The sequence below is a fragment of the Staphylococcus sp. NWU MKU2 genome (assembly GCF_033283605.1).
Classification (GTDB): Bacteria; Bacillota; Bacilli; order Staphylococcales; family Staphylococcaceae; genus Staphylococcus; species Staphylococcus haemolyticus.
This window is the reverse complement of the sequence record NZ_JAVSMH010000001.1, coordinates 404,374-428,017: the sequence shown is the minus strand read 5'-3', so window position 1 is coordinate 428,017 and position 23,644 is coordinate 404,374. Positions and strand designations below refer to the sequence as shown.

Annotated in this window: 23 protein-coding genes; 13 read left to right on the top strand and 10 right to left on the bottom strand. The window is 32.4% G+C overall.

Annotated features, from left to right (window positions below):
• Positions 1–105 precede the first annotated feature (105 nt).
• Positions 106–1,161 carry a histidinol-phosphate transaminase gene (hisC, locus tag SBL15_RS02300; RefSeq protein ID WP_107611487.1) on the top strand — a complete coding sequence of 352 codons (1,056 nt, stop codon included), beginning with the start codon at positions 106–108 and terminating at the stop codon, positions 1,159–1,161.
• Positions 1,162–1,335: 174 nt separating this feature from the next.
• The gene (locus tag SBL15_RS02295) at positions 1,336–1,869 is read left to right on the top strand and encodes a 5' nucleotidase, NT5C type (protein ID WP_107611486.1); all 534 of its coding nucleotides are present in this window, start codon (positions 1,336–1,338) and stop codon (positions 1,867–1,869) included.
• A 72-nt stretch (positions 1,870–1,941) separates the two neighbouring features.
• Here the strand turns inward: SBL15_RS02295 and SBL15_RS02290 are convergent, their stop codons facing one another.
• The 4 genes from SBL15_RS02290 to SBL15_RS02275 all read right to left on the bottom strand — a co-directional run bounded on the left by SBL15_RS02290 (position 1,942) and on the right by SBL15_RS02275 (position 6,508).
• Entirely contained in the window at positions 1,942–2,868 is a 927-nt protein-coding gene (locus SBL15_RS02290; RefSeq protein ID WP_107611495.1) for a diacylglycerol/lipid kinase family protein, read from the bottom strand.
• 443 nt (positions 2,869–3,311) lie between these two features.
• Complete coding sequence (locus SBL15_RS02285; protein WP_053017742.1) at positions 3,312–4,817, bottom strand: S-Cys-Gly-3M3SH uptake peptide MFS transporter; 1,506 nt, start codon at positions 4,815–4,817, stop codon at positions 3,312–3,314.
• A gap of 300 nt (positions 4,818–5,117) precedes the next feature.
• Positions 5,118–5,618, bottom strand: coding sequence for a preQ(1) synthase (gene queF, locus SBL15_RS02280; RefSeq protein WP_011276427.1), 501 nt, complete (start codon positions 5,616–5,618; stop codon positions 5,118–5,120).
• 5 nt (positions 5,619–5,623) lie between these two features.
• A complete protein-coding gene (locus SBL15_RS02275; RefSeq protein WP_160380477.1) occupies positions 5,624–6,508 on the bottom strand; it encodes a DMT family transporter in 885 nt (294 codons plus the stop codon).
• A 788-nt stretch (positions 6,509–7,296) separates the two neighbouring features.
• On the opposite strand from SBL15_RS02275, the gene nrdI reads away from it, so the two are divergent.
• From nrdI to SBL15_RS02235, 8 genes are all read left to right on the top strand, one after another.
• Positions 7,297–7,695 carry a class Ib ribonucleoside-diphosphate reductase assembly flavoprotein NrdI gene (gene nrdI, locus SBL15_RS02270; RefSeq protein ID WP_037536384.1) on the top strand — a complete coding sequence of 133 codons (399 nt, stop codon included), beginning with the start codon at positions 7,297–7,299 and terminating at the stop codon, positions 7,693–7,695.
• Positions 7,658–9,763 (top strand): class 1b ribonucleoside-diphosphate reductase subunit alpha, encoded by a 2,106-nt coding sequence (nrdE, locus tag SBL15_RS02265; RefSeq protein WP_011276424.1) that lies wholly within the window; start codon positions 7,658–7,660, stop codon positions 9,761–9,763. The genes nrdI and nrdE overlap by 38 nt, the downstream gene beginning before the upstream one ends.
• 127 nt (positions 9,764–9,890) lie before the next feature.
• On the top strand, positions 9,891–10,859 hold the full coding sequence (gene nrdF / locus SBL15_RS02260; protein WP_011276423.1) for a class 1b ribonucleoside-diphosphate reductase subunit beta: 969 nt from the start codon (positions 9,891–9,893) through the stop codon (positions 10,857–10,859).
• A 249-nt stretch (positions 10,860–11,108) separates the two neighbouring features.
• Positions 11,109–12,077 carry an ABC transporter permease gene (locus SBL15_RS02255; RefSeq protein WP_011276422.1) on the top strand — a complete coding sequence of 323 codons (969 nt, stop codon included), beginning with the start codon at positions 11,109–11,111 and terminating at the stop codon, positions 12,075–12,077.
• Complete coding sequence (locus SBL15_RS02250) at positions 12,067–13,026, top strand: iron chelate uptake ABC transporter family permease subunit (protein ID WP_317955037.1); 960 nt, start codon at positions 12,067–12,069, stop codon at positions 13,024–13,026. The genes SBL15_RS02255 and SBL15_RS02250 overlap by 11 nt, the downstream gene beginning before the upstream one ends.
• Complete coding sequence (locus SBL15_RS02245) at positions 13,023–13,805, top strand: ABC transporter ATP-binding protein (RefSeq protein ID WP_011276420.1); 783 nt, start codon at positions 13,023–13,025, stop codon at positions 13,803–13,805. The genes SBL15_RS02250 and SBL15_RS02245 overlap by 4 nt, the downstream gene beginning before the upstream one ends.
• Positions 13,806–13,920: 115 nt before the next feature.
• A complete protein-coding gene (locus SBL15_RS02240; RefSeq protein ID WP_016930968.1) occupies positions 13,921–14,958 on the top strand; it encodes a ferrated catecholamine ABC transporter substrate-binding lipoprotein SstD in 1,038 nt (345 codons plus the stop codon).
• Between the two features lie 154 nt (positions 14,959–15,112).
• Entirely contained in the window at positions 15,113–16,150 is a 1,038-nt protein-coding gene (locus tag SBL15_RS02235; protein ID WP_107613353.1) for a ferrated catecholamine ABC transporter substrate-binding lipoprotein SstD, read from the top strand.
• Positions 16,151–16,207: 57 nt separating this feature from the next.
• Here the strand turns inward: SBL15_RS02235 and SBL15_RS02230 are convergent, their stop codons facing one another.
• The 3 genes from SBL15_RS02230 to SBL15_RS02220 form a co-directional block, all read right to left on the bottom strand.
• Positions 16,208–16,522: a CHY zinc finger protein gene (locus SBL15_RS02230; protein ID WP_029376644.1), complete on the bottom strand. Its 315-nt coding sequence runs from the start codon at positions 16,520–16,522 to the stop codon at positions 16,208–16,210.
• A 32-nt stretch (positions 16,523–16,554) separates the two neighbouring features.
• Positions 16,555–17,478 (bottom strand): UDP-N-acetylmuramate dehydrogenase, encoded by a 924-nt coding sequence (gene murB, locus SBL15_RS02225; RefSeq protein WP_107611479.1) that lies wholly within the window; start codon positions 17,476–17,478, stop codon positions 16,555–16,557.
• 89 nt (positions 17,479–17,567) lie between these two features.
• A complete protein-coding gene (locus tag SBL15_RS02220; RefSeq protein WP_107611494.1) occupies positions 17,568–18,083 on the bottom strand; it encodes a GrpB family protein in 516 nt (171 codons plus the stop codon).
• A gap of 109 nt (positions 18,084–18,192) precedes the next feature.
• On the opposite strand from SBL15_RS02220, the gene SBL15_RS02215 reads away from it, so the two are divergent.
• The 3 genes from SBL15_RS02215 (at position 18,193) to SBL15_RS02205 (ending at position 20,953) form a co-directional block, all read left to right on the top strand.
• Positions 18,193–19,068, top strand: a complete 876-nt coding sequence (locus SBL15_RS02215) for an EMYY motif lipoprotein (RefSeq protein ID WP_107611478.1) — start codon at positions 18,193–18,195, stop codon at positions 19,066–19,068.
• Between the two features lie 132 nt (positions 19,069–19,200).
• Positions 19,201–19,521 (top strand): bacillithiol system redox-active protein YtxJ, encoded by a 321-nt coding sequence (gene ytxJ / locus SBL15_RS02210; protein ID WP_011276412.1) that lies wholly within the window; start codon positions 19,201–19,203, stop codon positions 19,519–19,521.
• Positions 19,522–19,831: 310 nt separating this feature from the next.
• A complete protein-coding gene (locus tag SBL15_RS02205) occupies positions 19,832–20,953 on the top strand; it encodes a glycerate kinase (protein WP_053017754.1) in 1,122 nt (373 codons plus the stop codon).
• A gap of 75 nt (positions 20,954–21,028) precedes the next feature.
• Here SBL15_RS02205 and pepT read toward each other — a convergent pair whose 3' ends face one another.
• The 3 genes from pepT to SBL15_RS02190 are packed head-to-tail and all read right to left on the bottom strand — an operon-like array spanning position 21,029 to position 23,545.
• On the bottom strand, positions 21,029–22,258 hold the full coding sequence (gene pepT / locus SBL15_RS02200) for a peptidase T (RefSeq protein ID WP_107611477.1): 1,230 nt from the start codon (positions 22,256–22,258) through the stop codon (positions 21,029–21,031).
• Between the two features lie 14 nt (positions 22,259–22,272).
• Complete coding sequence (locus SBL15_RS02195) at positions 22,273–22,767, bottom strand: threonine/serine exporter family protein (protein ID WP_011276409.1); 495 nt, start codon at positions 22,765–22,767, stop codon at positions 22,273–22,275.
• Between the two features lie 16 nt (positions 22,768–22,783).
• Positions 22,784–23,545: a threonine/serine exporter family protein gene (locus tag SBL15_RS02190; protein WP_037536365.1), complete on the bottom strand. Its 762-nt coding sequence runs from the start codon at positions 23,543–23,545 to the stop codon at positions 22,784–22,786.
• Positions 23,546–23,644: the final 99 nt, after the last annotated feature.

Here is a 23,644-nt window from a genome sequence, read left to right as displayed (position 1 = left end):
AATATAAATTTTTACTAGTCAATGACTTGTAATTTAACAATGTTAGAGGAACAGGTTTATAATTGAATAAACATTTTTAATTTTTTGAAAAAGGAGTGGTTGGCAATGAAACAACAATTAAATCAATTAGCAGCGTATCAACCAGGATTATCACCACAAGCACTTAAAGAAAAGCACGGTATAGAAGGCGAATTATATAAACTTGCTTCAAATGAAAATTTATATGGTCCTTCTCCAAAAGCAAAGCAAGCAGTTCAAGCACATTTGGATGAGTTATTTTATTATCCTGAGACTGGCTCACCTTCATTACGTAAGGCAATTAGTGAACATTTGAACGTGGATTCTTCTCGAATTCTATTTGGTGCGGGGTTAGACGAAGTTATCTTGATGATTTCAAGAGCAGTGTTAACGCCAGGAGATAAAATAGTTACAAGTGAAGGCACATTTGGACAATATTATCATAATGCGATTGTAGAGTCAGCTGAAGTTGTTCAAGTACCTTTACTAAATGGTGGGTTTGATTTAGAGAATATTATTAAAGAGGTCGATGAAGAGACTGCTTTAGTGTGGCTATGTAATCCGAATAATCCGACTGGAACCTATTTTAATCATGATGAATTGGAACACTTTTTAGAACGCGTACCTAGTCATGTGCCTGTATTGATTGATGAAGCTTACTTTGAATTTGTGACAGCAGAAGATTACCCAGATACATTGAAATTGCAAGAACGCTTTGATAATGCATTCTTGTTAAGAACATTTTCTAAGGCATATGGATTAGCTGGGTTGCGTGTAGGGTATGTCGTAGCTACAAATGAAGCTATTGAAAAGTGGAATATCATTCGACCACCATTCAATGTCACTCGTATTTCAGAATACGCAGCGATTGCAGCATTAGAAGATCAAGTTTATTTGAAAGATATTACAGCTAAAAATGCTAAAGAACGTGAAAAATTCTTTGAGATACCACAAAGTGAACATTTCTTACCTAGTCAGACGAACTTTGTATTTGTAGCAACTGAAAAAGCACAAGAATTATATGAAGCGTTACTAAAAGTGGGTTGTATCACACGTCCGTTTCCAACGGGCGTTCGTATTACAATCGGGTTCCCAGAACAAAATGACAGAATGATTGAAGTATTAAAACATTTTGATTATTAAGTTGGTCAAATACGTAAGCTCTTTAACTTACAATGATTAGTTGAGTTTTAGAAGTACATCATAAGTTGATTATGCAAGGGGGGCTACAATAGATTCTAAATGTCTTGTAGCACTCCCTTTTAAATTTTTGCTATACTTTAAAAGTATATAGGTGATGATTAAGGGAGAGATAGTATGTCTAGAAAATCTATAGCAATAGATATGGATGAAGTATTAGCAGACACGTTAGGTGCAATTATTGAAGCGGTTAACGTAAAAACGGAATTAGGAATTACAGTTGAGTCTTTAAATGGACAAAAGCTTAAAAATGTAATACCAGAACATGATGGTTTAGTTCGTGATATTTTAAGAGCGCCAGGCTTCTTTAGAAATTTAACTGTTATGCCTCATGCACAAGAAGTCGTTAAGAAATTGACTGAGCAATATGATGTTTACATTGCTACTGCAGCTATGGATGTTCCAACTTCATTTCATGATAAATATGAGTGGTTACTTGAATTCTTTCCATTTTTAGATCCGCAGCAATTTGTCTTCTGTGGTCGTAAAAATGTAGTGAAAACAGATTATTTAATAGATGATAATCCTCGTCAATTACAAATATTTGAAGGTGAACCAATCATTTTTACTGCGTCTCACAATATAAGTGAAGAACGTTTTAAACGTGTTAACGGTTGGAAAGATGTAGAAGCATTCTTTCTAGGGGAGTAGTTAAAATAAGCGATTAAGGTATGATAATCCAATCATTAACCTTAATCGCTTTTATATTAGTATAATAAATTCTTATTGTTCAGCATTCTCTGGAAAAGTTAGAATCTGAAGTGCTTTTGGTAGAACTTCAATTGTAATTGGCGTTTCAAGACTAATTTCACCGTCAATATCTACTTTCATAACTGGATCCGTCGATAATGTAATATGTTTGCCGGCTATGTGATCAATTCCGTTTGTAATTTCATTCCAATCCATACTATCGCGTTTTTTGAACACATCATTGAGAATAGTAAAACTTTGTTTATCAAAAATAAAACTATTCACTTTACCATCTTGAGGTGATAAATCCATAAGTGGTATTCTACTGCCACCGATATTAGGACCGTTAGCAACGACTAGCATAGAGGTATTACCATTAAGTTCTTTATCATCTACAGTTAATGTATAATCAAAATCTTCTGGATTCATTAATGTTTTAACAGTTGAACCAACATAGCTTAATTTACCGAAGATATCTTTACGACCTTCTTGCACGTTTTCCGCGTTTTGAACTATAAGTCCTAATCCCACAAAGTTAAGCACATAAGTGCCATTCACTTTCATAACATCATATGATTCCAAGTGAGACGTTTTAAGTTGTTCACTAGCTTTACTAAAGTTAGGGTTCAAGTTTAATGTTTTAGTGAAATCATTAAATGTACCTCCAGGAATAATTCCAATAGGTACATTTAGGTCATTTGCCAAAACACCATTAATTAATTCATTAACTGTACCATCGCCACCTAGTATAAAAACGATATCAACATCACTACTATATTCTTGATTTTTAATTCTTTCACAATACTTAATAATGTCGCCTTCATTTTCACTTAGTTGAATTGATAGGTGTTTGCACATAGTAGTAAGTGATTTAGTTACTTCTCCTAAACCTTCATATATATCTTTGAGACCACTATGTTCATGGTAAAAAAGAACACCATGATTAAATTTTTGACCCATACGTATGCCTACTTTCATTTATTTACTCTGATTTAACATTTATTTACCCGAAATGTTATTTGCTTAATTATAATTTGAGTAAAACAAGTGCTTAAGTATTTATCATTACATTTTTTTAGTTGATATACAAAGAAAATGACAAGATAGAGGGAGCAAGGCAGAAATAATATTTTCTCAAAATTTATTTCGTTGCCCCGCCCCGGCAAGGTTGACTAGAATTAAAAAAAGCAAGTTACAAGTGCATTTTTAATTCAGTCAACTACTGCCAATATATATTTGTAGCCTGAGACATTGAATTATGTCCCAGGCTCAGGCTCTTGTCAATGTCTCAATAAAGATAAGAATTATAAAAAACCCCTTCATAGTTTATAAAAATACTATGAAGGGGCTCAAGGTAACTACATGTCTTGATTAAATTATATCTTTTAACAACACAAAGGCGATTAATGAATACCTTTCATTGCTTTTGAAATTTTAGGAGTGAAAGCTAAGATGATTACTGTAATTACGATAGCAACGCTTCCTAAGAAGATGAAATAATTCGTTTGCCCTAAAGGCTTGATTAATTTAACTAATGTACCATTAAGTGCTTGTGCAGATGCGTTTGTTAATAACCAAACACTCATCATTTGAGCATTAAATGCTTTCGGTGCTAATTTAACAGCCGCACTATTACCAGTAGGTGATAAACATAATTCACCAACTACACATACAACGTATGATAGGATAACCCAGTTTACTGAGAAGTGTGTATCACCATAACTCATACCGATAAGTCCCATTAAAATGTATGAAGCACCAGCTAATAGCGTACCTATTCCAAATTTTACTGGGAGGCTTGGTTGTTTTTTACCCATTTTCAACCAAATCGCAGATACGATTGGTGCAAATAAAAGAATAAATAATGGGTTAATTGATTGGAACCATGCTTCACCGAAATCTGTTGTCCAACCGAATAAATTCATTTTCATATCAGAACGTTCTAAACCATAAATGTTTAATACGTTTGATCCTTGTTCTTGTATTGCCCAGAATAACATTCCTAAAATAAATAACGGAATGAATGCTTTAACACGAGAACGTTCTACATCCGTTACATCTTTACTGCGAATCATAGTAGTGAAGTAAATGATTGGTAAAGCTATACCAAGTACTAGAACCGTATTACTAATAAGATTGAATGATAAAGTGTTTGTGAAATATGTAACTAATAGTACAATCGCAATGACTGCTACAATGATACCTACGATTAATCCATATTTTTTCTTTTCTTCAGAAGATAGTGGGTTGGTTGGATTCATACCAACAGAACCTAAATTCTTTTTATTGAAAATCATATACCATACTAAACCTAATGCCATACCAATCGCTGCAATTAAGAAACCACCGTGATAGTTTTTCACGTCTAGGAAATGTTGCAGAATGATAGGTGAGATAAGCGCACCTAGGTTAACTGACATATAGAATATAACGAAACCGGCATCCATACGAGTATCATTCTCAGGATATAATCGTCCAACGATGTTTGAAATATTTGGTTTCATTAAGCCTGAACCAATAATGATAAAGAACATTGATGCAAATAAACCGAACATTGCGAATGGTAAACTTAGACAAATATGTCCGATGATAATGAGTACTGCACCAATCAAGGTTGCCCCTCTAGTACCGAATAGTCTATCTGCGACCCATGCACCAGGAATTGAAGACATGTAAATTAATGCGCCATAAACTGACATGATAGACATGGCAGTCGTTTGATCAATTCCTAAACCACCATTTTTAATTTGATCATACATGTAGAAAATAAGCATGGCACGCATGCCGTAATAACTAAATCTTTCCCAAAATTCTACAAAGAATAGTACTCCTAAACCACTTGGGTGTCCGAAGAACCCTCGCTGAGGTATTGTTTGAACAGCTTGTTCATGGGAATTGTTTGTTGCCATATGTATCCCAATCCTTTCTTTCTTTAAAGACTGAAATTTAAAATCAAAAATATGATAAGTAAAATTGATTAATTTCTTAAAAATAGAAATTTTTAGAAATTTCAGTCAATGAGTTGATGATTTAAAATCGAATGAGAATAAGTTGCTTTATTTAGATCATCTTACTCTTTTGGAATTTTAAATGATAATAATAAAATACGCTTTAATTCACTAATAGGCAATAGTAAATTTAAATAAAATCTCACAAATAATGAAAAAATCCACTAAATTGTTTGACAATTTAGTGTTTAAGTTAATCTTTTATCTGTTATCTATTTTTTCTGGATATAAATCATGATTCATTAATCGGTGTTCAGCCATCTTCTCATATTTAGAATTTGGGCGTCCATAATTAGTGTATGGATCTATTGAAATACCGCCTCGTGGAGTGAATTTGCCCCAAACTTCAATATAATGTGGGTCCATTAAGTCAATTAAGTCATTCATAATGATATTCATACAATCCTCATGGAAATCCCCATGATTTCTAAAGCTAAATAAGTACAATTTCAATGACTTAGATTCTACCATTTTAATATTTGGAATGTACGAAATATAAATCGTTGCGAAATCTGGTTGACCTGTAATTGGGCAAAGAGATGTAAATTCAGGACAATTGAATTTTACGAAGTAATCGCGTCCTTGGTGTTTATTATCAAATGTTTCCAAAACTTCTGGTGTATAGTCAAATTCATATTTATTATTTTGATTACCTAATAAGGTAATATCTTGTAGTTCTTCTTTTTGACGTCCTTGAGTCAATTGAATCACTCCTTAGTGTTAGATTGTTGTTTAGTTATAGCGGTTTGTCGTCGTGCCTTTTCGAACATATAATAGCTTGCACCAATAATAATGACATAACCGATTAAAGCATAGAAATCAGGTGTTTCACCGAATAAAATAAATCCGAATATAGCCGTGAAAATGATTGAAGCATACGTAAAGATAGAAATATCTTTTGCAGGTGCAAAACTATAGGCTAGTGTAATACCGATTTGGCCAACTGCAGCAGAAAGACCTGCCCCTAAAAGATAAACCATTTGTATTGTCGTCATTGGCTCATAAGTTGCGATTGAAAACGGTATTAAAACGACAACTGAAAATAATGAAAAATAAAAAACTATAGTATATGGAGCTTCTCTAATACTTAATGCACGAACACATGTGTATGCAGAGGCAGCAAAGATACCTGAAAATAATCCAGCTAAAGAAGTAATCATTGTTGAAGAAAACTCTGGTTTAACGATAAATAACATACCTAAGATTGCTACAATCATAGCAATGATTTGATATTTTCGAACTTTCTCATTAAGAAAAATTAAACTGAGTAAAATAGTCCAAAAAGGGTTGAGTTTCATCAGTGTATCCGCATCGCTTAATACCATATGATCTATAGCATATATATTTAATAAGACACCTATAAGGCCTAGTGTAGATCGAGAAATTAAAAGAGGTTGGCTACTTAATTTCCCAAACATAGGTTGTTTATATTTAAATATGAAGAATAATGGTATGAACATTGCAACAAAATTTCGAGCTAGGGATTTTTGAAATACAGGTAAATCTCCGGCGAGTCTAAAAAAGACTGACATAAAACTAAAACCGACAGCTGAAATTAAAATTGCAATAATACCTTTAACTTTTGGATTCAAGGTTAATCGCCTCATTTGTAAAAAATTACCGTATATATAGTAGCATAATTCAAATGCTAATGCATGAATACTTGAAAATAATACCAAGATGTATTATTATTTATATACGAACAAACGTTCTGTTAATATTAAAAACACGTTAAATACTATTTTTTTACAAATGTTATATTCGTGTTTTTGAAGCAAATTATAATTAACATTTGAATAATTGCGCAAAATATATTGATAATTTAAATGATTGGACTTCAAGAATGCCGACAATTCAATAGTTTATTTAGCTGCTAAAAATGCAACTAAAACACATCAAATATTCAAAAATAAATATTTGCGTCAATTTAAGTTTGGTCTGATGCACATTCAGACGTTTTCCCGAACTTTTGTCACGAAATAGTTACTTTTAATTAAGAGAGCAATTCTGTATAATGAAACACAGAATATAGTATTGAATTTTAAAATGAACCACAACATGTTGTGGTTGTATAAAAAGTTTGTGTTATACAAATTATTCATTTTAAAGGCAATTTCACACTGATTTTAAGTTGGAATTCCCAATTTAATACTATTAATACGAACGAGCATATAGATGAAATAGTCTCGAAATTTTAGTCTGAACACTACATGTAGTGGCTAGAAATGAAAGTCACTTCTTTTAGTATATTAATCATCAGCTAGTTGACATCCAATTAAATGTCTAAAATATGTCGTATTTATTGTCTAGCAAGTTTTCTTATCTATTAAGAGAACTTCTTTTTAATTAATATTATGGACTGACGAAAGAAGGCGTTCCAATGAAAGTAGTTTATTTTTCTTTTTCAGGTAATGTAAGAAGATTTATTAAACGAAGTGAAATTTCAGATGTAATGGAAATTACTAAGGATAATTGTACAGATCCATTTGAAGAACCTTATATTTTAGTTACGGGAACAATTGGATTTGGTGAAGTGCCTAAAGAAGTACAATCGTTTTTAGAAGTTAATCATCATAATTTACACGCTGTTGCGGCAAGTGGTAACCGTAACTGGGGACAAAACTTTGCGAAAGCGGGTAGAACAATTTCCGAAAAATACCATGTACCTTTATTAATGAAATTTGAAGTACAAGGTTCTAATAAAGATGTTATTGAATTTAAAAATAAGGTGGGGCATTTCAATGAAAATTATGAACGAGAAAAAGTACAATCATATTGAACTAAATAATGAAGTTACGAAACGTAAAGACAATGGTTTCTTTAACTTGGAGAAAGATCAAGAAGCATTAGCGGTTTATCTAGAAGAAATCCATGACAAAACAATTTATTTTGACAGTGAGATTGAACGTTTACACTATCTAGTAGATAATAATTTTTATTTTAATGTCTTTGACAAATATAGCGAAGAAGATTTAGTTGAAATCACTGAATTCGCCAAATCTATCAACTTTGAATTTGCAAGCTATATGTCTGCTAGTAAGTTTTATAAAGATTATGCGCTAAAAACTAATGATAAATCACAATATCTAGAGGATTATAATCAACATGTCGCAATCGTTGCACTATATTTAGCGGATGGTAATAAGCAGCAAGCGAAACAATTTATCTTAGCAATGGTTGAACAACGTTATCAACCTGCAACTCCAACTTTCTTGAATGCTGGTCGCGCACGTCGCGGTGAATTAGTATCATGTTTCCTACTAGAGGTAGATGATAGCTTGAACTCTATCAATTTCATTGATTCTACTGCCAAGCAATTAAGTAAAATTGGTGGTGGTGTAGCAATAAATCTTTCTAAATTACGTGCTCGTGGTGAAGCCATCAAAGGTATTAAAGGTGTAGCCAAAGGCGTGCTACCAGTTGCCAAAGCATTAGAAGGCGGATTTAGCTATGCTGATCAACTAGGCCAACGTCCAGGTGCGGGTGCAGTATATTTGAATATCTTCCATTATGATGTAGAAGAGTTCTTAGACACTAAAAAGGTAAATGCTGATGAAGACTTACGTTTATCAACAATTTCAACTGGTCTTATAGTGCCATCTAAATTCTTTGATTTAGCAAAAGAAGGCAAAGATTTCTATATGTTTGCACCACATACGGTTAAACAAGAATATGGTGTAACATTAGATGATATTGATTTAGAAAAATACTATGACGACATGGTTGCAAACCCTAATATCGTTAAGAAGAAAAAAGACGCAAGAGAAATGTTGAATATGATTGCGCAAACACAATTACAATCAGGTTACCCATACTTAATGTTTAAAGATAATGCTAACAAAGTACATGCCAATTCAAATATTGGTCAAATTAAAATGAGTAATTTATGTACAGAAATCTTCCAATTACAAGAGACATCAGTGATTAATGATTATGGTATCGAAGACGAAATTAAACGCGACATATCATGTAACTTAGGTTCATTAAACATTGTAAATGTGATGGAAACAGGTAAAATTAAAGATTCTGTTCATACAGGTATGGATGCATTAACAGTAGTTAGTGATGAAGCAAATATTCAAAATGCACCAGGCGTGAGAAAAGCTAACAGTGAGTTACACTCTGTCGGTCTAGGCGTAATGAACTTACACGGCTATTTAGCTAAAAATAAAATAGGATATGAATCAGAGGAAGCTAAAGACTTTGCAAATACTTTCTTCATGATGATGAACTATTATTCAATAGAACGTTCAATGGAAATTGCGAAAGAACGTGGAGAAGTATACCAAGACTTTGAACAATCAGATTATGCTAGTGGTAAATACTTTGAGTTTTATACTTCTCAAGAATTTGAACCTAAATTTGAGAAAGTGAAACGACTATTTGATCATATTGATATTCCAACTGCTAAAGATTGGAAAGCATTACAAGAACAAGTTCAACAACATGGTTTATATCACGCATATAGACTTGCAATTGCACCTACACAAAGTATTTCTTATGTACAAAATGCAACAAGTTCAGTTATGCCAATTGTTGATCAAATTGAACGTCGTACTTATGGTAATGCTGAAACATTTTATCCAATGCCATTCTTGTCTCCTGAAACAATGTGGTATTATAAATCAGCATTCAATACTGACCAAATGAAATTAATAGATTTAATCGCTACGATTCAAACACACGTGGACCAAGGTATTTCAACAATTTTATATGTGAATTCTGAAATTTCAACACGTGAATTATCAAGATTATATGTTTATGCTCACCATAAAGGGCTTAAATCGCTATATTATACTCGTAACAAATTATTGAGTGTAGAAGAATGTACAAGCTGTGCTATCTAATTTAAGAAACTTAAGATAACAAATTTTGAAAAGGAGGAAGGTTGTAGAGTCAAAACTTAAAAATGACTCTCGACTTATCCTCTAAACGAATGAGATTTGCTTTTTAGTAATTAAGGAGGATTTATAAATGAAGGCCGTCAATTGGAATACCCAAGAAGATATGACGAATATGTTTTGGCGTCAAAATATTTCTCAAATGTGGGTAGAAACAGAATTTAAAGTATCAAAAGATATTGCAAGTTGGAAGACACTAACTGAAGACGAGAAGAATACATTCAAACGTGCGTTAGCAGGATTAACAGGATTGGATACACATCAAGCAGATGATGGTATGCCGTTAATTATGTTACACACAACAGACTTACGTAAAAAAGCAGTGTATTCATTTATGGCAATGATGGAACAAATTCATGCGAAAAGTTATTCACATATATTTACAACTTTACTTCCATCTAGTGAAACAAACTATTTACTAGATACTTGGGTAATAGAAGAGCCTCATTTAAAATATAAATCTGATAAAATTATTGAAAACTATCACAAATTGTGGGGCAAAGAAGCCTCTATATATGATCAATATATTGCAAGGGTATCAAGTGTATTTTTAGAAACCTTCTTATTCTACTCTGGTTTCTATTATCCTTTATATTTAGCTGGACAAGGTAAAATGACTACTTCTGGTGAAATCATTAGAAAGATTTTACTAGATGAATCAATCCATGGTGTGTTTACAGGATTAGATGCTCAAAGTTTACGTAACGAACTATCTGAAAATGAAAAACAAAAAGCAGATAAAGAGATGTATAAATTATTAGAAGATTTATACGCTAATGAAGTATCTTATACACATATGTTGTACGATGATATCGGCTTAAGTGAAGATGTATTGAACTATGTCCAATACAATGGAAACAAAGCATTGTCTAACTTAGGTTTTGAACCATACTTTGAAGAAAAAGAATTTAATCCTATCATTGAAAATGCATTAGATACTACAACTAAAAACCATGATTTCTTCTCAGTTAAAGGTGACGGATACACATTGGCATTAAATGTAGAAGCCTTACAAGACGAAGATTTCATTTTTGATAATTAATTATCAAAGACTAACATTAATAAGCCACTAGATTCAATGTTGTTGATAACAACTACGAATTTAGTGGCTTATTTTTGTATGAAAAAGAGTACATCGTATTTGAACAAAAATAAATATTTACTTATGTATAAAAATACTATTGAAATTCACGTCTGTAATCTTTAATATTAATATTGACGACAATGATAATCATTATCGATGATAACGATTATCATATCGATACATATAGCAAGATGAGGAGAATTATTAGTGAAGTTTTTATTTAAGGGTTATGTTTTACTTATTTTATTAGTTTGTTTAACTATAGTCTCCTTATTTGTTGGAGTGAGTCAGCTCTCTCTTTCAGATATTTTCCACTTAAGTGAAGAGCAACAAAATATTTTGTTCTCAAGTCGTATTCCACGGACGGTTAGTATCCTACTTTCAGGTAGTTCACTCGCGTTAGCAGGATTAATTATGCAACAGATGATGCAAAATAAATTTGTAAGTCCGACTACGGCAGGAACAATGGAGTGGGCCAAGTTAGGTATTTTGATTTCGCTTATCTTTTTTCCGAAAGGTCACATCCTAATCAAGTTGCTATTTTCAGTAGGTTTGAGTTTAGCAGGGACATATTTATTTGTGAAGTTAATTAATTTGATTCGTGTTAAAGAAGTTATCTTCGTACCATTATTAGGAATTATGATCGGTGGTATTGTATCTAGCTTTACTACTTTTATTGCGTTAAGAACCAATGCATTACAAAGTATTGGCAACTGGATGAATGGTAACTTTGCAATTATCACAAGCGGACGTTATGAAGTGCTTTATCTTGTAGTTCCATTACTCATTATCGCATTTATTTTTGCGAATCATTTTACGATTGCTGGTATGGGGAAAGACTTTAGTCATAATTTGGGTGTAAGTTATGAAAAAATTATAAACATTGCATTATTTATTACAGCAGCATTGACGGCTTTAGTTGTTGTTACTGTAGGTACTTTGCCATTTTTAGGTCTCATTGTACCTAATATTATTTCAATGTATAGAGGGGACCATCTGAAAAATGCACTTCCACATACGTTGATGTTAGGGTCAATATTTGTATTATTCGCTGATATCATCGGTAGATTAATCGTTTATCCTTATGAAATTAATATAGGATTAACGATAGGTGTATTTGGGACAGTGATATTCCTAATCTTACTAATGAAAGGTAGAAAGCATTATGCAAATTAATTCTAACAAGAAAATCATCATATTAATTATTGCGACAATTTGCATGGCAGCATTTTACTTATTAGTAGGTTTAGACTTTGAAATTTTTCAATATCAATTTCAGAGTCGATTAAGAAAATTAATACTTATACTCATTGTTGGTGGTGCTATAGGGGCATCAGTTGTTATATTTCAAGCAATTACAACGAATCGATTATTAACACCATCAATCATGGGTCTCGACTCCGTTTATCTATTTGTAAAAGTGTTGCCAGTTTTTTTAGTCGGTACACAAGCTGCAGTGGTTACAAATGTGTATTTAAACTTTTTTGTGACGTTAATTGCGATGGTCTTATTTTCATTATTGCTTTTTGAAGGCATGTTTAAATTAGGACATTTCTCAGTGTATTTCATTTTACTTGTAGGAGTCATCTTAGGAACATTCTTCCGAAGCATTACTAGCTTTATTCAATTAATCATGGATCCTGAGTCATTCTTAGCGGTTCAAAGTGCCATGTTTGCGAGTTTCGAAGCATCAAACTCACGATTGGTATTAGTATCTACATGTTTATTGCTTGTCTTAATTATTATTACCGTGATAATGCGTCCATATTTAGATGTACTACTACTTGGAAGAGCACAAGCAATAAATTTAGGTGTTTCTTACGAGACAATGACGCGCTTGCTACTCATATTAGTGGCACTATTAGTTTCTATTTCCACTGCTTTAGTTGGTCCTGTTACATTTTTAGGATTACTAACTGTAAATTTAGCCCATGAATTAATGAAGACATATGAACATAAATATATATTGCCAGCGACGATATTAATTAGTTGGATTAGTTTATTTATGGCGCAATGGGTCGTTGAGAATTTATTTGAAGCGACAACAGAGTTTAGCTTAATCATTGATTTAATCGGTGGAAGTTACTTCATTTACTTACTTTTCAAAAGGAGAAGTGCAAATTGATTGAAATAAAAAATTTAGACAAAGCTATACAGAATAAGCCAATTTTAAAAAATATTAACGTCGACATTCAAAAAGGTAGACTAACATCGCTTATAGGACCTAATGGCGCCGGTAAAAGTACTTTACTGTCTGCTGTTAGTCGTCTGTTTGAGTATGAAAAGGGAACAATTAAGATTGAAGGTAAAGCTGTCGTAGATTATAAAAATGATGATTTAGCTAAAAAATTAAGTATTTTAAAACAAACAAATCATACAGAAATGAATATAACAGTTGAGCAATTAGTTAATTTTGGTCGATTTCCATATTCAAAAGGTCGTATGAAGAAAGAAGATTATGAACAAGTTGAATATGCTCTAGACTTATTGCAACTCCAGAGTATTCGTCATCGAAATATAAAAACGTTATCTGGTGGTCAAAGACAACGTGCTTATATTGCAATGACAATTGCTCAAGATACAGATTATATATTATTAGATGAACCGTTAAACAACCTAGATATGAAACATTCTGTACAGATTATGCAGACGTTACGCCGCCTCTGCAAAGACTTAAATAAAACGATTGTCATTGTTCTACACGATATAAATTTTGCTTCATGTTATTCAGATGACATCATTGCACTAAAAAATGGTGAAATTGTCAAAGCAGATACAAAAGATAACGTTATACAAGCTGAGATTTTAAAACAATTATACGAGATGGATGTTCATATCGAAGAAATTAGAGGACAACGAATTTGTTTGTATTACGATGAAGACACTTTTGACTCACTTTTATAATTAAATAATTTAACCTCATATTTCAAAGGGGTGATGCTATTCGAAGACGTAGACAAGAGAGAAGTCCAATTGATGCGCAGCATAAAGGTTAAATATTTTTAGAGGAGTCGTACATATGAAAAAAACAGTCTTATTTTTAGTATTATCTTTAGTATTAGTTTTATCAGCTTGTAGTAATGGATCAAGTAGTAACGATTCGGGTTCTAAGAGTGACAGCAAAGATTCAAAAGAAACTGTGAAAATTAAAAATAATTTCGAAGCTTCAGGTAAAGAACGAGATGGTAGTGACGCTAAGAAAGTAAGCAACACTGTTGAAGTTCCTAAAAATCCTAAAAATGCAGTAGTCTTAGATTATGGTGCTTTAGATGTACTTAAAGAATTAGGTGTGGCTGATAAAGTAAAAGGCTTACCAAAAGGTGAAAACAACGAATCATTACCTGATTTCTTAAAAGAATTTAAAGATGATAAATATGTTAACACTGGAAATCTTAAAGAAGTTAATTTTGACAAAGTAGCTGCTGCTAAACCAGAAGTTATATTTATATCAGGTAGAACGGCAAATCAGAAGAATTTAGATGAATTCAAAAAAGCTGCACCAGACGCTAAAATCGTTTACGTAGGTGCGGATGAGAAAAACTTAGTTAAAGACATGAAGAAAAACACTGAAAACTTAGGTAAAATTTACGATAAAGAAGATAAAGCCAAAGACATTAACGAAGACTTAGATGAAAAAATATCTGAAATGAAAGATGAAACTAAGAAGTTCAATAAAACTGTAATGTATTTATTGGTAAATGAAGGTGAATTATCAACATTTGGTCCTAAAGGTCGATTTGGTGGTTTAGTATTTGATACTTTAGGCTTTAAACCAGCAGATGAGAATGTTAGCAATAGTCCACATGGTCAAAATGTAAATAATGAATATATTAGCAAGCATAATCCAGATGTTATTTTAGCAATGGACCGTGGTGAAGTTGTAGGCGGAGAATCAACTGCTAAAAAAGTGTTAAGTAATAATGTTATTAAAGACGTTAAAGCAGTTAAAAATGATAAAGTATATCAATTAGATCCTAAATTATGGTACTTTGCTTCTGGTTCAACTACAACAACTATGAAACAAATTGATGAATTAGAAGAAGTAGTCGATAAATAAATTGATGGTATAAGTTTTCAATATCGCCCAGAATAGGGCGATATTTTTTTGAATAAAATTAGTGTTGAAAATTATTTTATAATAAAGTAATATAATTTTAAGTGATATTGATAATCGTTATCACTTAATAATACAACTAGAGGATGTTGCAACGATGAAGAAAATAATTTTGTTTTTAATATTAAGTCTTGCTTTAGTCTTAACAGCGTGTGGTAAAAGCTCTGACGGTAACAATGATACTTCGAAGAAGAATGACAATAAAGACATTGTTCAAATTGAAAATAATTATAAGACAAGAGGCGAGAAAAAAGATAAAAGTGATGCCAAAGAAATTAAAGAAACTGTTGATGTGCCGAAGAATCCAAAACGTGCAATTGTCTTTGATTATGGTGCTGTTGATGTATTAAAAGCGTTTGGCGTTCAAGACCGCATTATTGGATTACCTAAAGGTGAGAAAAATGCTGCGTTACCTGAATTTCTTTCAGAATTCAAAGATGATAAATACATCAATACTGGTAATTTAATACAAATTAATTTTGATAAAATAGCTAAAGCTAAACCAGAGGTCATTTATATTTCTGGAAGAACAGCAACAGTGAAGAATATAGATGAACTTAAAAAAGCTGCACCAGACGCTAAAATCGTTTATGTTGGTGCCAGTGAGAAAAATTATATAAATGATATGAAATCTGTAACAACTAAATTAGGAAAAATTTATGGTAAAGAAGATAAAGCTAAATCATTAATTGAAGAGTTGAATAAAAAAATAGCGGATACAAAAGCGAAAGTTGAAAAATTAGATAAGAAAACAATATATCTTTTAGTTAATGAAGGTGAATTATCTACATTTGGACCAGGTGGTAGATTTGGAGATTTAATCTACGATACATTAGGATTTAAACCTACAGATGAGCATGTTAAAGCAAGTCCACATGGCCAAAATATTAATAATGAGTATATTACAAGTAAAAATCCAGATATTATTTTAGCAATGGATAGAGGACAAGTTGTAAGTGGCAAATCAAGTGCAAAACAAACGTTATCTAATGATGTAATTAAAGATGTAAATGCAGTTAAAAATGGTAATGTTTATGAATTAGATCCTAAACTATGGTACTTTAGCGCTGGTTCAACTTCAACAACAATCAAACAAATTGATGAATTAAATCAAATCTTGAAAAAATTAAAATAATAAAAACCTAAAGCATAAAGGCTTAGTAACAATCTTTCAATCGTTACTAAGCCTTTATTATAATTCAAAATATAAATGATAGTGGAATTTACAACGACTATTAAAATGTGCTTGGCATTTAGGACATAGCTCTGTCATCATATAATCTTGAATAGACATTTCATGTTTACATACACCACACATAATTGCCTTTTCATCAAATTCTTGTTCTGACCATCTTTTGATAGGATGTGTTTCGTGTTCTTCGTGACATTGATAACACGGATAATATTTATTGCAGCATTTGAATTTTATTGCTATAACATCTAAAAAAGTATGGTAATGTGTGCATCGTGTTTCATTGTCTACAAGTGAGCCATAAACCTTTGGCATCATTCATCGTCTCCCATCAACATATATAGTTGCTATTCTTCAGGATGCTCTCCAATAATACGAACTTCACGATGAAGTTCGACATCGAATTTTTCTTTCACTACTTTTTGTACGTGATGAATTAGATCTTCATAATCAGTAGCTGTTCCATTATCTACATTAACCATGAATCCTGCATGTTTTTTAGAAACTTCTACGCCACCAACACGATAACCTTGTAAATCTGAATCTTGTATTAATTTTCCTGCAAAATGACCGGGTGGTCTTTGGAACACACTACCACATGATGGGTATTCTAGTGGTTGTTTAGACTCACGGCGTTCAGTTAAGTCATCCATCTTCGCTTGAATTTCGTCTAATTTTCCTGGTTCAAGTGTAAAAGCAGCTTCAAGTACAACTAAATGTTGCTTTTGTACAATACTATTTCTGTAATCTAATTCTAATTCTTTATTAGTAAACTGAATTAAATCACCTTCTTCATTAACACAAAGCGCGTAGTCGATACAATCTTTGATTTCACCGCCATATGCGCCAGCATTCATGTAAACAGCTCCTCCAACAGAACCTGGAATGCCACAAGCAAATTCTAAACCTGTTAACACATGGTCTCTAGCAGCACGTGAAACATCTATAATTGCAGCACCGCTTCCAGCAATAATAGCATCATCAGAAACATTAATATGCTTTAATGATAATAAGCTAATAACAATACCACGAATGCCGCCTTCACGAATAATAATGTTTGACCCATTTCCGAGGTATGTGACCGGGATATCTTTTTCTTTAGCGTATCTTACAATAGCTTGTACATCCTCATTATTAGTGGGAGATAAATAAAAGTCTGCATTTCCACCTGTCTCGGTGTATGTATATCGTTTTAAAGGTTCATTTACTTTGATAATATCTTCAGGTATTAAGGATTTTAAATCTTGTAAGATGTCTTCTTGCTTTAACATAAGTACATCCTTTCTTCTCTTCTATAATCTAATTTTTATTATAGCAATTTTATAGATGATTTGCGAAAACGACAACAGAATTCAAAGTTTTACAACTTTTGAAATATATCTTCAAAGTATTTCTGTTTTTGATTTTCGTATGGTCTTATATAATTAATATGTTGGACAATAGAAGTCTTTTTTTCTGAAAAGTGACGTGCTATATCTGATTGTGTTGCAAGTGCTTTGTCTACTTCAACATACTGTTTAAATAAGGGTGTGTCCATTTGAATGATGTGTAAGCGAATGGTTTGTCTCAAATCAATCATATTATTAAACTTAGCCATCATAACTTTCTTCTTATAGGGATGATGGAGACGGTAAAAGCCTAAATAATTTAATCGTTTCTCATCTAGAGCTGTGATATCATGTAAATTATTTACACCAACTAAAACATCTAAAATGGGCTCTGTTGCATAATTAAAATGACTTGTACCTCCAATATGTTGCGTGAACTTTACAGGAGAATCTAGCAAGTTGAATAATGATGTTTTAGTTGTTTGATATAATGTGTCATATTCAGATTGAGTGTCGTCATGAATAAAAGGTTGAACGGTTGAGTACATTCGTATCTCCTTTAAATTATAAGTTTTGACAAATTCTGAAATACTATAACACAAATCATTTTCAATATAAATAGCTTTAGGTATAATACGTGTTGATAGGAGTGCATTTATGAAGAAATTAGCAATACTTTCTATAATGTTGATATGTGGCATATTGCTCTCATCGTGTGGCAATCAAAGTAGCGCGGACTTAAAGGATTTTCAAACACAACTTAATAAGGTTGAAGATGAGAAGAAAGATCTTAAAACTGTAATGGACAAGATTCACTTGAAACAATTGGATCAATTGAGCAAGACGGACACCACTGATAAGAATAAAAGAGAGTTTGAAGCACTACAGAGAGATATTAACAAACACTTAATTCCTCAATTTAAAAAATATGAAAAGTCAGCTAAACAATTACCAGCTGAACATCAAGATGTTAAAGACTTAAAGAACAAGTACTTAGAAAATGTAAAACAGGAAAAACAATCTATATATGATATTAAAACCTTTGTAGATTTATGTAATAAGTCAATTAAGGCGAATGAAGATATCTTGGATTATACAAAGTTATTTGAAAGTAATCGCTCACAAGTAGAAACGCAAATTAAAAAGGCAAATAATCAAGAAGATGCCAATCAGTTAACATCTAAAATTGAAAGTAACAATCAAAATCTTAAAGAAGCTGCACAAAAATACTTAGAAAGTGATGATACTAATTCTAAGAAAGCAATTGACGAACATATTAAACCGTTAATTGAGAAGCAAATTACAGAATTAAACCAAACCAATATTACTGACCCAAAAGTCAACAGTGCTCGCAAAAATGCGATTGAAATGTATTATAATTTATTGAATTACTATGATACGCGAGAAACTACGATTGAAATAGAGAAAAAACTTTCTAAAATTGATGTAGAAAAGTTACCGAAAACGGGTAAAGAATTAAGTAAGGATAATAATGGTTTTTACGAAGATTTGAAAAAGTTAAAAAAGCAATAGATAGACATAGTTGATAAAATTAAAATTTTTGGTTAACAATGGACTTTGAAATGTGTATAATTGAACCCATTGAGTAGTTTATAAAGATTATAAAGAGCAACATGGGCATAAATAATTTTAGAGGTGAATAGAATGGCTATAAAGCTGAGTTCGATTGACCAGTTTGAGCAAGTACTTAAAGATAATAAATATGTATTTGTATTAAAACATAGTGATACTTGTCCAATCTCAGCAGATGCATACGATCAATTTAATAAATTTTTATATGAAAGAGATATGGATGGCTATTACTTAGTCGTCCAAGAAGAAAGAAAACTTTCTGACTATATCGCTGAAAAGACAAATGTGAAACATGAATCGCCACAAGCGTTCTATTTTATTGATGGTGAAGCAACTTGGAATGCTAGTCACAGTGATATTAATGTATCTTCATTAGCTCAAGCTGAAGAATAACAACTATCAACAATTAAAAATAGTAAACGCGTTTAGGTTAAAAATAATAGTTTAGACTGCATTATAAAGCGCAGTAACTGACAAATCTGAGAGACTGGCCACACGATGGCTTCTCAGCTTTAGTCATCCATGCAGGAGTGAGCAATGAATTCTAGATGAATTCCGTGTCACTCCTGTTTTTATTTATCTATTTGCAGCAGCTATTATTATGAAAAGTAGAGACAACCCATGTATAATGTGAAAGTGAAGTCGAATGTATAACATCTAAATCAATATATAAATAAAGAAAATGGCATGAGGTGAATAACAGATGAAAATATTAGTAGCAATGGATGAATTTAACGGTATAATCTCAAGTTATCAAGCGAATCGCTTCGTTGAAGAAGCGGTAGCCAGTCAAATTGAAGATGCTGATATTGTACAAGTGCCATTATTTAATGGGCGTCATGAACTAATGGATTCAGTGTTCTTATGGCAATCAGGTACGAAATATAGAGTAAATGTGCATGATGCGGATATGAAGGAAGTCGAAACAGTTTATGGTCAAACTGAACAAGGATTAACTATAATTGAGGGGAATTTATTTATAAAAGGACAAAAACCGGTTGAACAACGTTCAAGTTACGGTTTAGGAGAAGTAATTATAGATGCACTGAATAATGGAGCCGATAACATTGTTATTTCACTTGGTGGCATCGATAGTTTCGATGGTGGTATTGGGATGATGCAAGCTTTAGGTGCTCAATTCTATAATGATGAAGGAGAACTTCTAGATGCACGTGAAGGTGCTCAAGTGATTAAATTTATTCGTCGAATAGATTTTTCTGCAATACCTCAAAATTTCAAGGATGCACATATTAAATTGATGTCTGATTTTTCTAGTAAATTATATGGTAAGCATAGTGAAATTATGAAGACGTATGAAACACATCAAATGACACGAGAAAAAGCTGCAGAAATAGATAATTTAATTTGGTACTTCAGTGAGCTTGTTAAAAATGAAATGAAAATTGCTATGGGCCCTATCGATAGAGGTGGCGCTGGTGGTGGTATTGCAGCATTATTAAATGGATTGTACGATGCTGAAATATTAACAAGTCATGAATTGGTTAACCAAATAACACATTTAGATGATTTAGTTTCTCAGGCAGATTTAATCATCTTTGGTGAAGGTGTTAAAGAAGAGGATCATTTACTTGAAACAACGACTTTAACGATTGCAGAATTAGCGCAAAAACATAATAAACCTGCGATTGCTATTTGTGCGACTGATGACAAATTTGATGTCTTTGATCAGTACCATGTTACAGCAATGTTTAATACTTTCGTTGAGATGCCAGAAAGATACACAGACTTTAAAATGGGTATACAAATCCGACACTTTACTGTTCAAGCACTTAGATTATTAAAAACGACATTAAATAATGCATAAATGAATAACTAACAAAAGGCAAACCGCAATTACCTATATAATCATGGTAATTGTGGTTTGCCTTATTCGTTATGTTTATTTATGGTGATGTGTGACTTCTTGAGCAATACCAATGATGACTTGCACTGCTTTCTCCATTACATCGATTGACGCATATTCAAAAGGTCCATGGAAATTACCGCAACCTGTAAATATATTAGGAGTTGGTAAGCCTTTAAATGATAATTGTGAACCATCAGTTCCACCACGAATAGGTGCAGTGTTTGGTTCTATATTTAAATCTTTAAACACTTTTTTAGGAATATCAATAATATATGGATGTGGTTCAATCTTTTCAGCCATATTATAATATTGATCTTCTATATCTACTTTCACTGGGAAATCTTCATAATGGACATTAATATCGTCACGAATTTCTAATAATTTTTTCTTACGTAATTCGAATGATTCTTTATCATGATCACGAATGATATACTGTAATGTTGCTTTTTCAACATTACCTTCGAATTTCATCAAATGATAAAATCCCTCATAGTCTTCCGTACGTTCAGGAACTTCGCCAGCGGGTAGTAGACTATGAAATTGATGGCCTAATGAGATAGCATTGACCATGATGTTTTTAGCAGATCCTGGATGGACATTCACACCATGTGTAGTTATCTTAGCCTCAGCGGCATTAAAACTTTCAAATTGTAATTCTCCAAATTCACTGCCGTCCATTGTATAAGCGAAATCTGCATTGAAACGTTCCACATCGAATTTATGAGGACCTCGTCCAATTTCTTCGTCTGGCGTGAATGCGATACGGATTCGACCATGCTTGATTTCTGGGTGTTCTATTAAATATTTTACTGCTTCCATGATTTCGACAACTCCAGCTTTATCATCTGCACCTAACAGTGATGTGCCGTCAGTAATCATTAGCGTATGACCTATAAGTTTTTTTAATTCTGGAAAAGTTTCCTGACTCAATACTCGACCAGTATCACCTAATTTAATTGTTTTACCATCATATTGTTCTACAATTTGCGGATTCACATTGCTGGCATTAAAATCTGGTGATGTATCAACATGTGCCAGAAACCCAACGGTAGGGACGTCGAAAGATACATTGCTTTCTAACGTCGCAAATAAATATCCATTGTCGTCGAGATCCGTTTCTAAGCCAAAACCTTCAAGTTCTTGTTGTAATAAACGCAATAAATCCCATTGCTTCTCAGTAGAAGGTGTAGTTGAAGATTCCGGATTAGATTGTGTATCGATTTTTACGTAACGTGATAATCTATCTATAAGCTGTGCTTTCATAGCAAGACATCCCCTTAGACTCTATTATTCATATTATATGATTTTCTATATGTTTTACCTTTAATTTTATCATAATACTGCTTTATACGTGTGTAAATATAGTAGAGGATTTCTGCTACTAAAATGCCGAATGCGATTGAACCAGAAATAAGTGTAACTTCTAAGAAAGTATTCACTGCTTGCGTATAATCATTTGAGACTAGATAACGTGTTGCTTCATATGCAGTTCCACCTGGAACAAGTGGAATAATTCCGGGCACTATAAAAATGATAACAGGGCGCTTATAACGACGACTCATAACATGGCTAAGTAACCCGAGTATTAAACTTCCTAGAAATGAGGCACCTACTTTTCCTAAATCCATATCTACAGTGAATTGATAAATTGTCCATGCTACAGCACCTACAAAACCACATGCTGCGAGTAGTCGCTTCGGTGCATTGAAAATAATTGAGAAGAGTACTGTAGAAATGAAACTAATTGTAAAATGGAATAAATAAAATAACATTTATAAACAGCCTTTCTTAAATAATTAGTAAAACGATGGCTACACCAGCACCGATGGCGAATGAAGTTAATGCAGCTTCCACGCCTCTAGACATTCCAGCTAATAATTCACCAGCCATTAAATCTCGAATTGCATTACAGATTAATATACCAGGTACAAGTGGCATTACACTTGAAATGGTAATGATATTTTGATTCGTGGCAATACCAAGTTTGGTAAATGTGGCTGCAATCGTGATGACGACAGCGGAAGCAACGAATTCTGAGAAGAATTTAATTTGAATAAAACGCTGTACTAAACTAAAAGTAAGAAAAGCAGCTCCACCAGCTATAACAGCAATCCAGCAGTCAGATGCTACACCGCCAAACATGAATAAAAAGAATCCGCAGGCAATTGCAGCAGCAAAAAAGTTTAGTAAAAATGAATATTGCAATGATGCTCGGCGCAAATGAATTAATTCAGACTTTGCTTCATCAATGGTTAATTCATTTCTGGAAATTTTTCTAGATAAACTATTAGTGAGTGCGATTTTTTCTAAATCTGTAGTACGTTCACGGATTCTAATAAGTCGTGTATTTGTTCGATCATTGAGTGAAAAGATAATGGCTGTTGATGTTACAAAGCTATATGTATCATGTAAACCATAACTATGAGCTATACGATTCATCGTATCTTCAACACGATAAGTTTCCGCACCAGCTTCTAAAAGAATTCTACCAGCTATTAAAACTACATCAATCACTTTATTTTCATCGATAATAGTGATTGAATCTGACATAAACGGCACCTCCGTAACATTAGATAATTGAATTTATTTCAATAGACAATTTGAAGTGTACAACTTGCACACGCAACTTGCAATAGTACGCTTAGTATT

Excerpts from the sequence above, each read along its gene's own strand:
- nrdF (WP_011276423.1), top strand. The coding sequence starts at position 9,891 with ATGAAGGCCGTCAATTGGAATACCCAAGAAGATATGACGAATATGTTT.
- SBL15_RS02240 (WP_016930968.1), top strand. The coding sequence starts at position 13,921 with ATGAAAAAAACAGTCTTATTTTTAGTATTATCTTTAGTATTAGTTTTA.
- SBL15_RS02235 (WP_107613353.1), top strand. The coding sequence starts at position 15,113 with ATGAAGAAAATAATTTTGTTTTTAATATTAAGTCTTGCTTTAGTCTTA.
- SBL15_RS02290 (WP_107611495.1), bottom strand. The coding sequence starts at position 2,868 with ATGGGTCAAAAATTTAATCATGGTGTTCTTTTTTACCATGAACATAGT.
- pepT (WP_107611477.1), bottom strand. The coding sequence starts at position 22,258 with ATGAAAGCACAGCTTATAGATAGATTATCACGTTACGTAAAAATCGAT.
- SBL15_RS02195 (WP_011276409.1), bottom strand. The coding sequence starts at position 22,767 with ATGTTATTTTATTTATTCCATTTTACAATTAGTTTCATTTCTACAGTA.
- nrdE (WP_011276424.1), top strand. The coding sequence starts at position 7,658 with ATGAAAATTATGAACGAGAAAAAGTACAATCATATTGAACTAAATAAT.
- ytxJ (WP_011276412.1), top strand. The coding sequence starts at position 19,201 with ATGGCTATAAAGCTGAGTTCGATTGACCAGTTTGAGCAAGTACTTAAA.
- SBL15_RS02220 (WP_107611494.1), bottom strand. The coding sequence starts at position 18,083 with ATGTACTCAACCGTTCAACCTTTTATTCATGACGACACTCAATCTGAA.
- nrdI (WP_037536384.1), top strand. The coding sequence starts at position 7,297 with ATGAAAGTAGTTTATTTTTCTTTTTCAGGTAATGTAAGAAGATTTATT.
- SBL15_RS02190 (WP_037536365.1), bottom strand. The coding sequence starts at position 23,545 with ATGTCAGATTCAATCACTATTATCGATGAAAATAAAGTGATTGATGTA.
- SBL15_RS02250 (WP_317955037.1), top strand. The coding sequence starts at position 12,067 with ATGCAAATTAATTCTAACAAGAAAATCATCATATTAATTATTGCGACA.
- SBL15_RS02295 (WP_107611486.1), top strand. The coding sequence starts at position 1,336 with ATGTCTAGAAAATCTATAGCAATAGATATGGATGAAGTATTAGCAGAC.
- SBL15_RS02230 (WP_029376644.1), bottom strand. The coding sequence starts at position 16,522 with ATGCCAAAGGTTTATGGCTCACTTGTAGACAATGAAACACGATGCACA.
- SBL15_RS02215 (WP_107611478.1), top strand. The coding sequence starts at position 18,193 with ATGAAGAAATTAGCAATACTTTCTATAATGTTGATATGTGGCATATTG.
- hisC (WP_107611487.1), top strand. The coding sequence starts at position 106 with ATGAAACAACAATTAAATCAATTAGCAGCGTATCAACCAGGATTATCA.
- murB (WP_107611479.1), bottom strand. The coding sequence starts at position 17,478 with ATGTTAAAGCAAGAAGACATCTTACAAGATTTAAAATCCTTAATACCT.
- SBL15_RS02205 (WP_053017754.1), top strand. The coding sequence starts at position 19,832 with ATGAAAATATTAGTAGCAATGGATGAATTTAACGGTATAATCTCAAGT.
- SBL15_RS02285 (WP_053017742.1), bottom strand. The coding sequence starts at position 4,817 with ATGGCAACAAACAATTCCCATGAACAAGCTGTTCAAACAATACCTCAG.